Origin of the sequence: Pandoraea norimbergensis (assembly GCF_001465545.3) — a bacterium.
Taxonomy (GTDB): Bacteria; Pseudomonadota; Gammaproteobacteria; order Burkholderiales; family Burkholderiaceae; genus Pandoraea; species Pandoraea norimbergensis.
Genome location: NZ_CP013480.3, coordinates 726,731 through 743,188, shown reverse-complemented (window position 1 = coordinate 743,188; position 16,458 = coordinate 726,731). Strand labels below are relative to the sequence as shown.

The 16,458-nt window shown below is 62.5% G+C and carries 15 protein-coding genes; 9 read left to right on the top strand and 6 right to left on the bottom strand.

Translation table 11 applies throughout. The annotated features are described in order from the left end of the window. Positions 1-25: 25 nt before the first annotated feature. On the bottom strand, positions 26-820 hold the full coding sequence (locus tag AT302_RS03350; RefSeq protein ID WP_058377209.1) for an SDR family NAD(P)-dependent oxidoreductase: 795 nt from the start codon (positions 818-820) through the stop codon (positions 26-28). Positions 821-946: 126 nt separating this feature from the next. On the opposite strand from AT302_RS03350, the gene AT302_RS03345 reads away from it, so the two are divergent. The 5 genes from AT302_RS03345 (at position 947) to AT302_RS03325 (ending at position 5,347) form a co-directional block, all read left to right on the top strand. Next, positions 947-1,408: a MarR family winged helix-turn-helix transcriptional regulator gene (locus AT302_RS03345; RefSeq protein ID WP_058377208.1), complete on the top strand. Its 462-nt coding sequence runs from the start codon at positions 947-949 to the stop codon at positions 1,406-1,408. 59 nt (positions 1,409-1,467) lie between these two features. Continuing rightward, on the top strand, positions 1,468-2,844 hold the full coding sequence (locus AT302_RS03340) for a serine hydrolase domain-containing protein (protein WP_407668819.1): 1,377 nt from the start codon (positions 1,468-1,470) through the stop codon (positions 2,842-2,844). Positions 2,845-2,856: 12 nt separating this feature from the next. Then, positions 2,857-3,489, top strand: a complete 633-nt coding sequence (locus AT302_RS03335) for a class I SAM-dependent methyltransferase (protein WP_058377207.1) — start codon at positions 2,857-2,859, stop codon at positions 3,487-3,489. Positions 3,490-3,557: 68 nt separating this feature from the next. After that, positions 3,558-4,337: a hypothetical protein gene (locus AT302_RS03330; protein WP_058377206.1), complete on the top strand. Its 780-nt coding sequence runs from the start codon at positions 3,558-3,560 to the stop codon at positions 4,335-4,337. Then, positions 4,334-5,347 carry a dienelactone hydrolase family protein gene (locus tag AT302_RS03325; protein ID WP_058377205.1) on the top strand — a complete coding sequence of 338 codons (1,014 nt, stop codon included), beginning with the start codon at positions 4,334-4,336 and terminating at the stop codon, positions 5,345-5,347. The genes AT302_RS03330 and AT302_RS03325 overlap by 4 nt, the downstream gene beginning before the upstream one ends. A 21-nt stretch (positions 5,348-5,368) precedes the next feature. Here AT302_RS03325 and AT302_RS03320 read toward each other — a convergent pair whose 3' ends face one another. Continuing rightward, positions 5,369-6,199: an oxidoreductase gene (locus AT302_RS03320; protein WP_058377204.1), complete on the bottom strand. Its 831-nt coding sequence runs from the start codon at positions 6,197-6,199 to the stop codon at positions 5,369-5,371. A gap of 94 nt (positions 6,200-6,293) precedes the next feature. Between AT302_RS03320 and AT302_RS03315 the strand changes: the two genes are divergently transcribed. After that, entirely contained in the window at positions 6,294-7,265 is a 972-nt protein-coding gene (locus AT302_RS03315; protein ID WP_058377203.1) for an AraC family transcriptional regulator, read from the top strand. Between the two features lie 15 nt (positions 7,266-7,280). Here AT302_RS03315 and AT302_RS03310 read toward each other — a convergent pair whose 3' ends face one another. After that, positions 7,281-9,140 carry a hypothetical protein gene (locus tag AT302_RS03310; protein WP_058377202.1) on the bottom strand — a complete coding sequence of 620 codons (1,860 nt, stop codon included), beginning with the start codon at positions 9,138-9,140 and terminating at the stop codon, positions 7,281-7,283. 74 nt (positions 9,141-9,214) lie between these two features. Continuing rightward, positions 9,215-10,972: a molecular chaperone HscC gene (locus tag AT302_RS03305; RefSeq protein ID WP_058377201.1), complete on the bottom strand. Its 1,758-nt coding sequence runs from the start codon at positions 10,970-10,972 to the stop codon at positions 9,215-9,217. Positions 10,973-11,134: 162 nt separating this feature from the next. Here AT302_RS03305 and AT302_RS03300 point away from each other — a divergent pair, with 162 nt between their 5' ends. Genes AT302_RS03300 through AT302_RS03290 form a run of 3 tightly spaced genes read left to right on the top strand, consistent with a single transcriptional unit; the run spans position 11,135 to position 12,706 of the window. Then, entirely contained in the window at positions 11,135-11,695 is a 561-nt protein-coding gene (locus tag AT302_RS03300) for a helix-turn-helix domain-containing protein (protein ID WP_084656003.1), read from the top strand. Further along, positions 11,692-12,108 (top strand): VOC family protein, encoded by a 417-nt coding sequence (locus tag AT302_RS03295; protein WP_058377200.1) that lies wholly within the window; start codon positions 11,692-11,694, stop codon positions 12,106-12,108. The genes AT302_RS03300 and AT302_RS03295 overlap by 4 nt, the downstream gene beginning before the upstream one ends. Before the next feature lie 37 nt (positions 12,109-12,145). Continuing rightward, a complete protein-coding gene (locus tag AT302_RS03290) occupies positions 12,146-12,706 on the top strand; it encodes a sugar O-acetyltransferase (protein WP_058377199.1) in 561 nt (186 codons plus the stop codon). A gap of 15 nt (positions 12,707-12,721) precedes the next feature. On the opposite strand, the gene chrA is transcribed toward AT302_RS03290, so the two are convergent. Beyond that, complete coding sequence (gene chrA, locus AT302_RS03285) at positions 12,722-13,957, bottom strand: chromate efflux transporter (protein ID WP_058377198.1); 1,236 nt, start codon at positions 13,955-13,957, stop codon at positions 12,722-12,724. Positions 13,958-14,100: 143 nt separating this feature from the next. Next, positions 14,101-16,413: a patatin-like phospholipase family protein gene (locus AT302_RS03280; RefSeq protein WP_084656002.1), complete on the bottom strand. Its 2,313-nt coding sequence runs from the start codon at positions 16,411-16,413 to the stop codon at positions 14,101-14,103. Positions 16,414-16,458: the final 45 nt, after the last annotated feature.

Genomic DNA, 16,458 nt, shown 5'->3' with positions numbered 1-16,458 from the left:
CCAAAGCGCTTGAGACACAAACCGCTCACGACGCGCTAAACCCGCCGTCGGCCGCCAAGACGTGCCCGACGACAAACGACGCCTCGTCCGACGCCAGCCACACGACCGCCTCGGCGACTTCCTCGGGCTGGCCCATCCGTCGTAGCGGCAGGCCGGCGGCGACAGCCAACATGTCGGCGATACCGGACGCCAGCATCATGTCGGTCACGACACGCCCCGGCGCGACGGCGTTGATACGAATGCCGCGAGGGGCGCATTCCATCGCCGCCGAGCGCATCAATGAAATCACGGCGGCCTTGGACGCCGAGTAAAGCGCCAGCCCCGGGTTCGGATTGCGCATGCCGCTGACCGACGCGTTGATGACGATGCGACCGCCACCCTGTTCTGCCATGACCGGAACCTGATACTTCAGACACAGGAAAACCGAACGGACATTGGCGTCGAACACGCACTCGTAGACCGAAGTGTCCTGCGCTTCGACCGGTGCCCGCCGTTCTTGAAAGCCCGCATTGTTGAACGCGACATCGAGGCGGCCGAACTGTGCAAGCGTGGTCTGGACCAGATTCGCCACGTCCTCCTCGCGCGTCACGTCGGTTGGCAAGTACAAGCCTTGTGCGCCAGCCGCACGGCATTCTGCAGCAACGGCTTCACCTTCGTGCGCACGTCGCCCCGCAATCACCACGGCGTCGGCACCTTCACGCGCCATCAGGAGCGCCGTCGCGCGGCCAATGCCGCTGCCGCCCCCGGTTACCAGCCCCACGCGACCGGCCATACGGCCACGGCGCGGCGTCGAATCTCGGGCTTGCGACGATGTTTCCATGGTGTCCCCTGAACGTTGCAACTTCTCAAACGAACCCTGTGGCGCCCATGGCGGAAATCGATGGCCGAAGACACAGATTAGTTGTATCGTACAACATTGTTTTCATAAATCAATCGAGAATCAAAAATGCCGGATGTCGACACCTTGCTGATCGATGCTATTCGAGCGGCGTCACGAAAGATGGTGCGTGAATTGGGATTCATGCGTACGACATTGGCCGGTACGGACTATTCGCCGTCAGCCGTCCACGCGATCATGGAAATCGGCACGCGCCATTCCATGACGGCGGCGGAACTCGCTGAATTCCTCAATCTCGAAAAATCCAGCATCAGCCGGATGGTTCGCAAATTGATCGAGGCTGGGGAATTGAAGGAAACCGTCAGTCGCGGCGATGCGCGCGCCAAGCTGCTGACGTTGACGCCGCGTGGCAAGCGGACATTGGCGTCAATCAACGACTATGGCCGGCAGCAAGTCACCAGCGCGTTGACACAATTGAGCGACGACCAGCAACAAGCCGTGGCCGCGGGTTTGACGGCGTATGCCCGCGCGCTGGAGGCGCATCGGGTTGGCGCGCCGGATAACGCGTGACGGCATTTCCCCGGGGCAAGGACTCGAAGGCTTCGGTGGCATACTGACGGACAGATTCGGTGTCCGCTCACTACTTGCCAAAGCTCAACTTGCCGATCAGAACAGCAACGCCATCCCGTCGTTCCATTACGGCCGTTATCGGCGCGTCGGTGCTTTGCGCCGCGTTCGCGACGCCGCTCGCGCTGGCCAAGACCGACGCCCCCATGACCGCAGCCCAGTCCGACCCGCGCACGCTCGGCTGGATGACCGGGTCTCCGCCGCCTGACGACAAAGCCATCCGTTTTACCGATGGCGATTACTTCACGTTCCCCAAGTCGCGCTGGACCGTCTGCCACTTCCGCGAACTCATGCCGACCGTCGGCGTGTCACGCGGCCCCGGCAGCGCAGTGCCTCTGGTTCGAAAGATCGACGCGGGCATCGATGCGGTCACTTTCACACCGATTGGCAGCGACGCGAAAATGAGTTGGCGGCAGGCATTCGATGCCAACTATACGGACGGCGTCATCGTGCTGCACAGGGGCCGCGTGGTGTATGAGCGCTATGCCGGCTGCCTCGATGCCAACGGCCAACACGGCGCGATGTCGGTGACGAAATCGCTGACCGGACTGCTCGGCGAAATGCTCGTCGCAGAAGGCGTGATCGACGAGAACGCGCGCGTGGACACCATCGTCCCCGAACTGCGGCAAAGCGCCTTTGGCGACGCCACCGTTCGACAGGTCATGGACATGACGACCGGACTGCAATTCAGCGAGGACTATAGCGACCCCAACGCCGAAGTCTGGCGTCATGCCGATGCAGGGAGTCCGCTGCCAAAACCGCGCGGTTACACCGGGCCAAGAACGTATTGGGAATACCTCGAAACCGTGCGCAAACAAGGCGAACACGGCACAGCCTTCGCTTACAAGACGGTCAACACCGACGCGCTTGGCTGGATCATTGCGCGCAAGACCGGCAAGTCGGTTGCGCAGTTGCTTTCAGAACGTATATGGCAGCGCATAGGCGCAGAACAGGACGCTTATTACACCGTCGACTCGCTCGGCACGCCCTTCGCGGGCGGTGGCTTCAACGCCGGGTTGCGCGACATGGCACGCATCGGTGAACTGATGCTGGAAGGCGGCACGATCAACGGTCAGCGGCTCGTGCCAAAACGCGCCATCGATCACATTCGTGCGGGCGGCGACAAGACCAAATTTGCGAAGGCCGGTTACGACCTGCTCAAAGGCTGGAGCTACAGCGGCATGTGGTGGGTGTCGCACAACGCCCACGGCGCATTCATGGCGCGCGGCGTCCACGGTCAGGCGATCTACGTCGATCCCGCCGCACAAATGGTGATCGCACGCTTCAGCTCGCACCCGAGCGCCAGCAACTCGGCGAACGATCCCACGTCACTGCCCGCCTATCAGGCCGTGGCCGACTATCTGATGACTCACCCGTAACACGCTCACCCCATGACACCTACGCCCCCAAAACTCGACACCATCAGTGCCGGTACGTTGCAGCACTACAACACGAACGCGGAGAATTTCCGCGAAGGCACCCGCGACCACGACGTCTCGCAAAACATGTCGGCGTTGCTGCGTCATATCGAAGGCACGCCGCCTTTCACGATTCTCGATTTCGGCTGCGGCCCCGGGCGAGATCTCAAGACCTTCACCGCAATGGGTCATCACGCGATCGGGCTTGAAGGTGCCGAGCGCTTTGTGGCGATGGCCCGCGAAGACTCGGGCTGCGAAGTCTGGCAGCAGGATTTTCTCCAACTGGATTTGCCCGCGTCGCACTTTGACGGCATTTTCGCGAACGCGGTGCTGTTCCACGTTCCGAGTCAGGAATTGCCGCGCGTATTGCGAGCGTTGTACGCGACGCTGAAACCCGGTGGCGTGCTGTTCAGTTCCAATCCGCGAGGGACCAATCAGGAAGGCTGGCACCACGGGCGTTACGGCGCATTCCACGATCTCGAGACGTGGCGCCAGTACGTGGAGAGCGCCGGCTTTATCGAACTCGAACACTATTACCGCCCCACCGGTTTGCCGCGTGAGCAGCAGCCGTGGCTGGCCAGCGTGTGGCGCAAGCCGGCCGGGTGATGCGCTCGGTTGACCCCTTGTCGGGCTGACCTCGCGTTGAACCTATACTGGGGCACTTGGAGAATTCAATGGCTGATCACGACAAGCTGCATCCGTTACGTCCCTTCCTGAAGAACTGGGTTTGGGAGCATGGTCGAATCGGCACCCGCTATCTCGATTGCACCGATGGCGAAGTGAAGTTTGACGAAGGCAAGAAGTCGCACTTCGCGTCCGAGGCCTACCTCTACGTGCCGCTCGACAAGACGGTTGCCGACGATGCCACCGTCGAAGGGCCGCCGATTCAGGAAGCGGGACTCGCTCGGTTTCTGAAGGCGGCGCAGTTGGGGAAGCCGGAAGAGGCAGGCTCTGCGGCGGAAGTGCAGCGCGCTGTAGCGGATTGCCTATCGCTCGGACTGTTCAGCGCCTATCAGAAGACCGCACGCGAAGCTTTCGTGCGGTATTCCGAAGAGGCGATGTTCGACGATGAAATCCGCGCGGCCATCGTCGAGGAAATCCGCCGCGGCTACTCGGGTATGCGCGAGCAACTGGCGCTATACGATTTCACAGTGCTTTACGGCTTGCCCGCCTCGTTGCTCATCGGCGACGCACCGTTCATCGACTGGCGTCTGGCCATCAGCCCCGGGCTTCCGTTCGTATCGCTGCCGCTCGGACCGCATTGCCTGCTCGTCGGCGCCGCATCGGGACGCAAGAGCAAGACAGCCCCCGTGGTCTGGAAAGCGGCGGCTGCGATGGGCCCGTTGAAAGACCACAATCGCCTCATCGTGGAGCAGGCCAGCTTGTGGCTGGTCGCGACAACAGACGATCCCCTCGTCGCCGTGCAAAGTCGCTTTGCGAAGGCAGAGGGATGATTCGCGTCGCCGCCGGAAGTCTTCTCTCGGTCCTCATCACCAGTGTGCTGGTGGCGTGCGCATCGACGGGCACCGGCAACTCGGCTGTCACGACATCGCTGGCCGACGGGCGCAGCGGCGTCATCACCTTCGCGTCGGTGACGCCCCGCAGTACCGGCGATTTTCTCGCGAACTACACCGGCAACAGCAAAGCCATCATTGAAGGCACGCTGACGCTGCCGGAGAACGCACCGCCGGTCGTTCCCGCAGTGATCATCCTGCATGGCAGCAGCGGCGTGAATCCGGGTGAGCGCGTGTGGGCCGCGCGCATGAACGCGCTTGGATACGCGAGCTTCATCGTGGACAGCTTCACCGGACGCGGCATCCGAAATACCGAGAAGGACCAGACACAGCTTTCGATGGCGGCGGATATTGCCGACGCATACGCGGCCCTGCGCTTACTGGCCACCGACCCGCGTATCGATAAGCGTCGAATCGCCGTGATGGGATTTTCACGCGGCGGGTTCGCATCGCTCTATTCCGCGCTCGCGCCGTTTCAACAGAGGGCGGCAGATGACGATCTGCGCTTTGCTGCCCACGTGGCGTTCTATCCCTCCTGCGGTATCTCTTACGAATCAGCGCGTCTCGATGGCGCCCCGATCCTGATGCTGGTCGGCGGCAAGGACAATTACACGCCAGCCGCCCCCTGCGTGGCTTACGCCGACACGCTGCGCGCAAAGGGCGCGCAGGTGGTCATCAAGGAATATCCGAATGCCTATCACGCGTTCGACCGGCCCACGTCGATACGCTCGGTACCGCTGGCGACAAGCGGGCGAGAATGCCACGGTGTTTTCAATCTCGACCGTCGCTCGCTCACCATGACTCACGATGGCCAGTCCCTCACGGGGGCTGCCGCCACAGCAGAATCGAAACGCTGCCTGACGCGTGGTGTGACGATGGGCGGCGATCCCCAAGGACAGGCAGAGTCGCCGGCCGACGTGGCGGCATTTCTCCAGACCGCGTTCCGTTGATCCGACGCAGTGGCGTCGGCATCAACCGTCCGTCGACACCGTCAGCGTTTCCCACGTATCGAGTTCCGTCTCCATGGCGGCCAACTTGTCACGCACGAGTTTGAGGGCGTCGCTGCCGAGCAGCAGATGCGCGGGAGGATGCTCTGCTGCGATCACGGCCAGCATCGCGCGCGCCGCTTTCACGGGATCGCCGAGTTGTTTGCCGTTCTTCTCTTCCCGCGCCGCCCGAATCGGGTTGAACACTTCGTCGTAGTCGGCGATCGAGCGAGGCGTTCGTGTCATCGAACGCCCTGCCCAATCGGTCCGGAATGAGCCGGGGGCCACCGCCGTTACCGCGATGCCGAAGGGTTTGACCTCTTTGCCGAGGCTCTCCGAAATCCCCTCCAGCGCAAATTTGCTGCCGCAGTAATACGTGATGCCCGGCATCGTGATGTAACCGCCCATCGACGTGATGTTCAGAATGTGACCCCGCCGGCGCGCGCGCATGAATGGCAGTACCGCTTTCATCATCGCCACCGCGCCAAAGACATTCACATCGAACTGTCGACGCATTTCCGACAACGGCGACTCTTCCAGAACGCCTTCGTGGCCATAGCCCGCGTTGTTCACCAGCACGTCGATCTGCCCCACACTCGCCTCGATCTCGGACACGACTTCGCCGATGCGATCAAAATCGGTGACGTCCAGCACACGCCCGACGGCGGCTGCCGAAAGCGATTCGAAATCACGCTTTGCCTCGGCGTTTCTCACCGTCCCCACGACCGTGTGTCCCGCGCTCAGCGCCTCTTGTGCCAGCGCGCGGCCAAAGCCGCTGCTGACGCCGGTGATAAGCACAATCTTGCTCGATGCCATGGTTGCCTCTCTCAAACGTTGCATGGAGAATGCATACTAATCTCGGCAAACGATGTAATTAAGCCAGATTTCGCTAATATTCTTGCCTAAAGCTATGAGCAAAAACATTGCTGCCCGACGGCCTCCGGACACGGCGTCGTCGACGCGAGCCCGCACGGTTGCCTTGCTGCGCACATTGGCACCCTCGGAGGGTTACAACCTGACGGCGCTCCCAAGCGTTCGCATCCTGCGCTCGGATCAGGCGCTGGCGCGCACGCCGGTGCTGTACGACCCGGGCATCGTGATCGTGTGTCAGGGGCGCAAGCGCGGGTATTTCGGCGATCAGTTGTACGTGTACGACGAGCGCCACTATCTCGCCGTCTCGGTGCCCGTGCCGTTCACCATGGAAACCGACGCAACGCCGGAGCGACCGCTGCTCGCGCTGTATCTGCATCTCGATTTTTCGTTGGCGGCCGAGTTGATGGCGCAGATTGAACGTGAGGGCATGACGGATCATGTCGATGCGCCGCAAAGCATGATGTCGACGCCGATGGACGACGTCATGCAAGCGTCCGTGCTGCGCTTTCTCGAAGCGATGTCGCGACCGCTGGACGCCGCGATACTGGGTCCGGCGCTGCTGCGTGAAATCTACTTCCGGGTGCTGACGGGCGCGCAGGGCGGTGCGATGCGCGAAGCGCTGGCGATGCGTGGACAGTTCGGCAAGATCGGGCGATCGCTACGGCTCATTCACGCTGGATATGCACAACCGCTCGACGTGACACAACTGGCCGATGCCGCAGGCATGAGCGTGCCGAGCTTTCATAGCCATTTCAAGGCGATTACGCACGTGTCGCCGATGCAGTACGTGAAGTCGACACGTCTGCATCAGGCGAGATTGCTGATGGTGCGTCAGGGCATGAGCGCGGAAGTGGCGAGCCACGCCGTGGGCTACACCAGCGCCTCGCAATTCAGCCGCGAGTTCAAGCGGCTATTCGGTCTGACACCGGCGGCCGAGACGCGGCGGATGCGTGAGAGCTTTGCTATCCCCGTCGCATTCGCCGGTGCGGCTTATGTGTCGTCGCACTGATGCCGTACAAGCCGATCAGGGCGCCGGCGTGCGGCGAGGCACCGGGCTCGCCATCCATCGGCGCCAGAGTTCGAGCAGCAGTGTCGTCGTCGCTAAGATCATCACGCCGAAGATGGCGGCGTAGTACGGGGGCAGTGTTTTCGTCACCACCGCGATGATCGTCACGGGGAACATCCAGAGCAAGTAGACCACCAGCCAATGCGACACATAGCCGACAAAGAAGATACTGGCTTGCAAATTGACGACGGCGCACCACAGCCAGAAGCCGACCACCAGCCACGTCGGCATTGACCATCCCATCATGTAGCCGGCATCGAGGCCAATGCAGCCCACGGCGAGCGTGGCCAACAGCGCCCACACGACGGCATTTGGGTGTTTTTCACGCAGCCAGTCCTGAACGACCGGAAATAGCCGGACCGCCCCGAAGGCCATCGTCATGCAGTTCACGATATCGGAAGCTTCGACCTGTCCCACAAGGCCAGCCCAGACGGCCGTCGTCGCCGACACGTAGAAGGCCATCACCCACACGATATCAATCGGTTTTCGCACGATCAGCGGCGCAGACACGAGGACTGCCCAGATCGCACCGGTGTACGAGAGCACCGTGAGGAGCGTCGAAATCGCACTCCCTCCGATGATCGACAGCACGCCCGTGAACGTTGCCAGCCCGTACCATCCGTAGACCACCCACGGACGGCGTCCGACGCCGGCCGTCCAGACCTCGGTGACCTTCCGGACACCTCGCTGGACGCGCAGGCCCAACAGATACGTCGCGCCTATGACGAGCGCCACCAGTACGGTGGCCGTCAACAGACAGCCCCCGACAACGATAACGAATCCCAAGCCTTCGTGCGCCCGCAGGTACTCGATCAGGGGATTGCCGGCATCGGTCGCCAGACGAATGCCGCCGAATGTCGTGAGCGCAATCACGATCGCGACGATGTACGCGACCGAGGCTTGCGTCACACGCGGGCGGAATACTGCTGTACGCCATGCATCGAGCAATTCGGGATCGAACGCCATGTCTCGCAGCACTCGCAACTCGCCATCCAGACGGGTCAGCACTTTGCGCATGTCCGTGAGAACACCGTTGTCGATCGGCTTCCAGACCGGCCCGGGCCGCTTGCCGTCCAGCAGTTGCCCCGTCGCCGGCGAGCGGTTACGGCCTTTGACGAACCGCGCAAACTCGTTGTCGGCGGACGTACGCCACAGCGCCTCGTTGGCCAGATCGGCACCGAAGCGGCTCGCGGAGCGGAAGTCACTCTCCCACCGGTAATCCTCGGCGAGCACCATGCGAATGGCCGGCGCGCTGTTCGGGTGCGCCGTGAAGCACATGGCGTGATATTCGAATGCGTCGGCGAATTCCAGTTGCACAAACGCCGGCGACAACTTCATCCGTGTCAGGGAGTCGATGACACGCAGATCGTTGCCCGAGGCCAAATTGCCAATCGTGTCACGGTTGTACTCCCACACGTCGTCCGGCAGGCTGCGCAGCCATTCTTGGAAGGCCGTGAAGGCCTTCTGGACGATGTCGGCGGCATCAGTGTTGCCTGCGCGACTCGCGTGTTCAGTGTGTTCCGTTTGTTTGGTGAGCTCCGTGCGTTCGGCGTGAGCGGCATTGCCGACACTTTCGGCGGAGACCGCATGTTCCGTGTGGGCGGCAACGGCCGGTTCGTCCTCAACCGGCGCTTGGGCACGCGCCCACGCCAAAGCGGATTCATAACAGGCGCGTAGGCGCTGAAAGCCTTCCGGGTCATCTTCCGGACGCACTTGTTTCAGCCGCACTGCATAGGCACGTCGAATCTGCGCAGCGTCGGTCGTCTGCGCGATCTGCAAGACCCGCCACCACTCGGAGAAAGCGATTGGATGATTCATGTCGTTGATGAGCGTCGAATGGTCACGCGCCGCGCCTCATTGCAAGGCCGGCGCGACACATCAGCAATGCCGGGCTATTGCCAGACGTCGTGATCGATACGGTCGAGGAAGCCGGCAATCTGCGGGCGAAGTTCACGAATGCGCGCTTCGTCCTGCGTCTCGAGCGTCGACTGAAACTGCGTCAGCGCATTGTCGATGGCTGCACGCAGGTCGCCGCGCGCCTGTAGATACAGGCGCTCACCGCGCGAGATCAGCGCCTGATTTTCCGCCTGATCGCGCGGATGCACCTTGATGCGTGAGAGCGCTTCCAGTCGTTCTCGAATCTCGTCGGCGCTCAGTACACCGGGGTTCTCTTCGATCACAAGGCGATGGGTCTCGCCCGTGGCGAGCAGCTTGACCTCGACTTCGAGAATGCCGTTGACGTCGTAGGTGAAGCGCACTTCGACCTGACCATTCACGCGTGTCGTCTGTCTCGGCAAAGGGACACGGATCTTGCCGAGCAGAATGTTGTGATGCACATGCCGCGATTCGCCCTGAAACACGCGCAATTCAATTTCGCGTTGACCGTCGCGCAGCGGCGCCATCGTCTTCGCGTAGCTCACCGGCACGGTCGTATTGCGCTCGATCAGGGGAATGTAATGACCATACGAGAACTGCCCCGGCTGCACTTCAATGGCGCTGTCGATCCCCATCGAGTAGGGAGCGACGTCGGTCATGACGATCTCGGAGAGCGCAGCGTCTCTTGCCTTGAGCCCGCCCTGAACCGCCGCGCCCAGCGCGACGACGGTGTCGGGGTCGAGATCGACATTTGGGAATCGCCCGAACATCAGGCTGACCAGCCGACGCACCATCGGCATGCGTGTCGCGCCACCGGCCAGCACGATCGCGGCGAGCGCCGACGGGCGAATGCGGGCATCGCGCAATGCGGTCTCCACCGGGCCGCGCAGGCGCGCGAGCAGGTATTCGCACGACTCGGCGAAAGCTTCCTGCGTCACGGTCCATTGATACGCCTTGTCTTGCCACTCGCACTGCATGGGCACACTGGCGTTGTCCGTCAGGCCGCGTTTGACCCGCTCGGCCTGAGGACGCAATGCGGTTAGCAACGCCTCGGGCCACATCTCGAGCGACTTCTCGTAACGGGCTGGCTGCGCGGCGTTCAGATCGTCAATCAGTCCGCTGGCGTTGCCAAACGCGAACAGCAGTGCATCGACAAAATCTTCGCCCCCCAGCAGGTTGTCGCCCGCCGTAGCGCGCACTTCCATCACGCCGTCGAATAGCTCCAGCACCGATACGTCGAACGTGCCGCCGCCAAGATCGAAGACCAGAAAACTCGTCTCGTTCTTCTCGTGCAAACCGTACGCCAACGCGGCTGCCGTCGGTTCATTGAGGAGCCCCGCCACTTGCAACCCGGCAAGTTCGGCCGCCGCACGGGTGGCTTTGCGTTGCGCGTCGTTGAAGTAAGCGGGCACGGTAATCACCGCCTCAGTGACCGGGTGACCGAGGAACGCCTCGGCGTCCGCCTTCAACGACTTGAGCACGAAGGCCGACAATTCCTCCGGGCGAAACGTGCGTGTGCCGAGCGGCGTGGTACGCGACGTGCCCATATACCGCTTGAACACTGACGCGGTGACGCCCGGATGCGACTCCAGCCGGTCGCGCGCCGCGGCGCCGACGACAATGCTTTGATCATCTAACAGACTCACACACGACGGTGTAAGCACACTCCCCAACGCGTTGGGAATGAGTTCCGAGCGGCCATTGCGCCAGACCGCGACGAGACTGTTAGTCGTGCCAAGATCGACCCCGATAATGCAGCGTGCTTCTTGATCCATTTTGCTTTTGATTTTTGGAGGACTTCAGGTGGCCGAGAGTATGCCACAGCACTACTGACCGTCCGCCGGGCGAGAGTGCGAGAATGCCGCTCACGCGCGCGGCAAAGCCAGTGCGTCCGTTGCGACTAAACTACGTCAACATTGTCTGCGCCCGTAGATCTCATGGCCTCTCGCAAAAGCCACCGCCTCCGCTCGACTGACGCCTGCGCCGCGCCGGCAGATGGCGCTTCATCGCCGGTACCGCAAGGCCTGCAAGATCCCGCGCTGCTGCGCCGCCTGTTGCGGGCCAAAGACCGCATGGATGCCGCGTCGCACGAGGCGTGGCCCGTAGATCGGCTGGCGGCGGTCAGTGGCGCGTCGAAAGCCCACTTCGCCCGCGCCTTCAAGCTCGCCTTCGGCCTGCCGCCGCATCGCTATCTGCTGACGCGGCGCATCGAGCAAGCCAATACTTTGCTGCGAGACACCGACCTCGGCATCACCGACATCGCCTACGCGACCGGCTGGGAAAGCCTCGGCACGTTTGGCCGAATCTTTCGCGATATCACCGGCATGAACCCGGGCGCCATGCGCAAGCAGTCCCGGGCCACCATGCCGCCGTTGGAGCACGTCCCCGCTTGCGTCCTGAAAGCCGCTCAGCGTCCCGATCTCAACATCGCAGTTTTGGAGAAGCGCCGCCGAAGTGCCGAAGGTACAGTCGCCCCATCAACCAAGGAGGTCTCATGAACCAAGGCATCAGTGTGGTGGGCTTGTACGTCGACGATCAGGACGAAGCGCTGGCGTTCTACGTCGGGAAACTCGGCTTTCGCGTGCACACGGACGTGCGCAACGGGCCTTACCGGTGGCTCACCGTCCAACATCCGGACCAGCCCGCGTTTCAACTCGGCTTGTTCACCCCCGGCCCGCCCATCCATGACGAAGCGACTGCTCAAACGCTGCGGGCAATGGTCGCCAAGGGCGCCATGCCGCCGCTCGTCCTGCATGTGTCAGACTGCCGCGAGAGCTATACCCGGCTCAAGGCCAGTGGCGTCGAGTTCACGCAGGCGCCGGTGGAACGCTATGGCAGCGTCGATGCAGGCTTTCGCGACCCGGCGGGCAATGGCTGGAAGATGATTCAGGCGCCGCAAGGGCAAGGCTAAGGCGCATCGCAAGCGGTTTCCCCGAGAGATTTGACGAATGCTTAACGACGAGCGCACCAAAATCATCCACGCCAAGACGGCTGAGTCGGCCGCCATGGTGGCGAACGTCAGGCGAGCCATGGCGATCGCCGCCAAGCTCAACCGCCTGACGTTCGACGACGCGGATCAGGTGCGCGCGTTGTTCAGCGAACTCATCGGCAGGCAAGTCGACGACAGCTTTCTGTTGATCCCCCCGTTCTACACGGCGGGGGGCAACGAAACCCGCGTCGGGCGCAATGTCTTCGTCAATCAGAACTGCACGTTCCACGATCTCGGCGGCCTCGACATCGGCGACGACGTGATGATCGGCCCGAACGTGAGCCTCATCACGACGAGCCATCCGCTCGATCCTGCGCAGCGTCGCTCGACCACAATCGGCAAGCCTATCGTTATCGGCAAGGGTGTGTGGATTGCCACCGGCGCCATCGTCGTCGGTGGCGTGACTATCGGCGAAAACGCCGTCGTTGCCGCCGGTTCGGTGGTCACGAAAGATGTTCCTGCGAACGCTCTCGTCGGCGGCAATCCCGCGCGGGTGATCCGGTCGATCCACGACGATTGAAATGCTTCGCCCGCGTTAGTGCAATGTCGTCTGGACGATACCAGCGAGTGCACAAAACACAACCACAACCAGTGGTGGAAGCTTCCAGCGCGCGAGCAGGAAAAACCCGATGACAGCGACCGCGAAGTCTAGTGTGGAGTGAACCGCACTTGTCCAAACCGGGGAATACAACGCGCTCGCCAGTAGCCCGACGACCGCCGCATTCACGCCGGCAAGAAGCGCCGTCATCGATGAGCGGCCTCGCAGCACTTGCCAGTAGGGAAGTGCCGCGAGAACCAGCAACAAACCGGGCAGGAAGATACCCACGGTGGCCAGCAGCGCACCGGCCAAGTGATTCGGCGTTCCCGCCAACATCCAGCCAAGAAACGCTGCGAACGAGAACAGCGGGCCGGGAACGGCCTGCGCAGCACCATAACCTGCCAGAAAGTCGTTAGGCGAGATCCAGCCCGTCGTGACGGTCTGTTGTTGCAGCAGGGGCAGTACCACGTGACCACCGCCAAACACTAACGCCCCCGATCGGTAGAAGGCGTCGAATACCTTGAATGCCTGCCCTGCATGGGACCCCGCTAACGCAGGAAGCCCAAACAGCAAGGCACAGAAGAGGATCAATGCCACGACGCCCACCGCGCGTGAGACATGGAACTCATGTGAGTGCGCCGCCGGACGACGCGATTCTGGAGCGACGGCTGTCTTGCAGAGCAAAAGCCCCAGCACGGCCCCCAAGGCGATAACGATGAGTTGCGCATAAACGGTCGCCAACACGCTGAGCACCGCCACGGTGATGAGTGCGATGGCAGCACGGCGACGATCCGGGCATAGCCGCCTCGCCATATCCCAAACGGCTTGCGCGACGACAGCAACGGCAACAAGCTTCAATCCATGAATCAACCCGCTGCCGGCCGGGCCGCCAAGGTCGGGGGCCACGGCGGCAAAGGCAAGCAGCAGCAGAACGGACGGCAACGTGAAGCCAAGCCACGCCGCGAGTCCGCCAAACCAGCCTGCGCGCAGCAAGCCAATTGAAAAGCCGAGTTGGCTGCTCGCTGGCCCCGGCAGGAACTGACACAGCCCAAGCAGGTCGGTAAAAGTCTCGTCGTCGAGCCAGCGTCTGCGCTCGACAAACTCGCGACGGAAGTACCCCAGATGCGCGATGGGGCCACCGAAAGACGTCAGCCCCAGCTTGAGAAACACCCAAAGAACCTCGAACGCAGCGCCCATCCGAGTCGAGTGCGTCGATGAAGTACCCGTTTCCATAAACTGTCGATTTCCCGATATCAGCAGCGCATTCCACCCACGCGAATCGACTGCCAACCTGTGACGCCACGAACGCTGACGTCATGAACGCTCAATGATGACGCGAGTTTGCAACAGCGCCGTGTCTATGGCGCCTGACTCGCTCAATATGTCCGTCCCAACTGGAAGTAGAAGTTATTGCGCCCCCCCGGCGCGAACGCGACACCGAGATAGATCGGCCCGAACGACGTCGTCAGCGCCGTGAACGCCGTAATGCTCCGGCGTAGCGTGCCGCTACCGAAACTCGCATCGCCACCCCACACATTGCCCGCTTCCAGACTCAGCCCCACGAACAGGCGCCGGATCGGCGACGCCGAGAATGTCGCCAGCTGGTTCATGTACGTCACCTGGCTGTAGAACATCGAATTCCCCGCCAACTGGTCTGCCGCGTAAGCCGACAGATGCTGGAAGCCGCCCAACGTGAAGCCGAACGGATTGGTCGGGTTCACCCCGCCAAAGTTGTTACCCGCTTCCACACTGGCATTGACGCTGTGCCGCCCATAACTCGCCGCCACCAGCGTCTTGCCGTACACCTCGGTGTAACTGTCGTCACCGGCAAACAACGAACGCTCGGCACGCAACTCCACGAAGTAGCCCTTGCGAACAAATTGCGGATCGTCCAACTGATCGATCACCAGCCGCGCGCGCGCACTCAGTTGCCGGCCGTAGATATCCGGGAACAGCAGTTGGCGCGGTGACCCGTCGTCCTCGATAGGCAGGTTGTACTGGGGTGAGGCGCTGCCATGGGCATAGGCAATACCGAGGCGGAAGTCACCAAAATGAGACAACGGGAAACCGAAATCGACGCCGGCGCGCTCGGTAGTCAGGCGGTATCGCGTGAGCTTGATGTCGCCCGATTCGTCGTAGACGTTCGCGTGCCGTCGTTGCAGATCGATATACGGCGCGATGTACGGTCCCCACGCATTGGCGAGCGGCTGGCGAAGCTCCATGTGCAGATCGGCCTGATCGCTGCCGAGCGTTGCGTCCACGCGTGCTTCAAGGCCACTGTCGGTCAGCCACGGACGACGATAGCCGACGTGCATCCGGAAGTTGCCCTCTTCCTTGGTCGTCGCCGAGAGCCCGAGTCCGAACAGCAGGAAGTTCGGCCCCCAGCGCTTCTCCTGCGCGGTGATGACCAGCTTGTGCTCGCCGTTGTCGTCGACGATTTGCTGCGTCACCGTTTCGAAGTCGTCTTCATTGGTCAGTGCTTGCAGATCCTTGTTGATGCGCGCCGGGTCGTAAATATCCCCTTCTTTCACATGAATCGCCGCTCGAATCTTCGACGGCGGCACGACCCCGCGTGACTGGATTTCGATCTTCGCGATGCGCACGGTCTGCGGTGCAGGCGTTTCGTGGCGTCCCCGCCACGCGGCATAGTCCGCCGGTGACAAGGCAAGCTGCTTCAATTGCGGCAGCGCGGCGCGCGTGGCCGCTTCACCTGCGTCGATGGCGCGGGCGGCATCCTGAAAATCGGTGAAGGTGAGCCGGCCCAGATCCGGTTGAATCAGCACGTCGCCCTTGTGCAGCTGATCTCGCTGCCGGGCCACGTTCTGACGGATCAGAATGCCGATCATCTGCTGCATCACGTCGGCCGGTGACGACAGCGCGTCCAGCGGGCGCAGCGGCGAGCCGATATCGACGGCGATCACGATATCCGCGCCCATCTCCCGTACGGTCTCGATCGGCAGATTGCTGGTAATGCCCCCGTCGATCAGCGTCCGACCATCGACGTCGGTCGGCGAGAACAGCCCCGGCAGGGCCATGCTGGCGCGAATGGCCTGCGGCAGCGAGCCGTGATCGAGCACCACCATCTGGCCGGTGCGCAGGTCGGTGGCGATGGCGCGAAACGGAATGGGCAGGCTGTCGAACGTGACCTTGCCCGTGATGGTCGGCGTCCATTCCTGTAGCAAGGCTTGCAGGCGATTGCCGTGCACCAGCCCCGCCGGCAACTGAAAACCATTGTTGCCGTAGCCCAGCGAGAAGCTGTCGACGTAATAACGCTCGTCTTCGCGCAGGGACTGCGGCAGGTCGCTGCGGTCGACGACGTCGAACGCCACATCGGCCAGATTCACGTTCTCGAGCCGGTGACGCATGTCCTTCGTGTCCAGCCCGCTCGCGTACAGGCCGCCGACGACCGCGCCCATGCTGGCCGCCGCGATGCAGTCGACCGGGATGTGGTTCTGTTCGAGCACCTCCAGCACGCCGAGATGGGCATAGCCTCTGGCGCCGCCCCCCGACAGCACAAGGCCGATCGACGGGCGGCTGGTGTCGCCGCCCTCGGCGCGGCAGGCTTTGGCCTCGGCCGTTCGGGGCAAGGCGAGCGAGACGGCGGCAAATGCGATGGCGGCCAGCAAACCGGCGCCGATACGACCGATCCTGCCGCTATCGTGTCGGGAAGGTGTGCTGTGACGGCTCATCGATGACAAGGTTTCCTGAAAACCGCAAGGTTACCCTGTTCCCCT

Excerpts from the sequence above, each read along its gene's own strand:
- AT302_RS03350 (WP_058377209.1), bottom strand. The coding sequence starts at position 820 with ATGGAAACATCGTCGCAAGCCCGAGATTCGACGCCGCGCCGTGGCCGT.
- AT302_RS03345 (WP_058377208.1), top strand. The coding sequence starts at position 947 with ATGCCGGATGTCGACACCTTGCTGATCGATGCTATTCGAGCGGCGTCA.
- AT302_RS03335 (WP_058377207.1), top strand. The coding sequence starts at position 2,857 with ATGACACCTACGCCCCCAAAACTCGACACCATCAGTGCCGGTACGTTG.
- AT302_RS03330 (WP_058377206.1), top strand. The coding sequence starts at position 3,558 with ATGGCTGATCACGACAAGCTGCATCCGTTACGTCCCTTCCTGAAGAAC.
- AT302_RS03325 (WP_058377205.1), top strand. The coding sequence starts at position 4,334 with ATGATTCGCGTCGCCGCCGGAAGTCTTCTCTCGGTCCTCATCACCAGT.
- AT302_RS03320 (WP_058377204.1), bottom strand. The coding sequence starts at position 6,199 with ATGGCATCGAGCAAGATTGTGCTTATCACCGGCGTCAGCAGCGGCTTT.
- AT302_RS03315 (WP_058377203.1), top strand. The coding sequence starts at position 6,294 with ATGAGCAAAAACATTGCTGCCCGACGGCCTCCGGACACGGCGTCGTCG.
- AT302_RS03310 (WP_058377202.1), bottom strand. The coding sequence starts at position 9,140 with ATGAATCATCCAATCGCTTTCTCCGAGTGGTGGCGGGTCTTGCAGATC.
- AT302_RS03305 (WP_058377201.1), bottom strand. The coding sequence starts at position 10,972 with ATGGATCAAGAAGCACGCTGCATTATCGGGGTCGATCTTGGCACGACT.
- AT302_RS03300 (WP_084656003.1), top strand. The coding sequence starts at position 11,135 with ATGGCCTCTCGCAAAAGCCACCGCCTCCGCTCGACTGACGCCTGCGCC.
- AT302_RS03295 (WP_058377200.1), top strand. The coding sequence starts at position 11,692 with ATGAACCAAGGCATCAGTGTGGTGGGCTTGTACGTCGACGATCAGGAC.
- AT302_RS03290 (WP_058377199.1), top strand. The coding sequence starts at position 12,146 with ATGCTTAACGACGAGCGCACCAAAATCATCCACGCCAAGACGGCTGAG.
- chrA (WP_058377198.1), bottom strand. The coding sequence starts at position 13,957 with ATGGAAACGGGTACTTCATCGACGCACTCGACTCGGATGGGCGCTGCG.
- AT302_RS03280 (WP_084656002.1), bottom strand. The coding sequence starts at position 16,413 with ATGAGCCGTCACAGCACACCTTCCCGACACGATAGCGGCAGGATCGGT.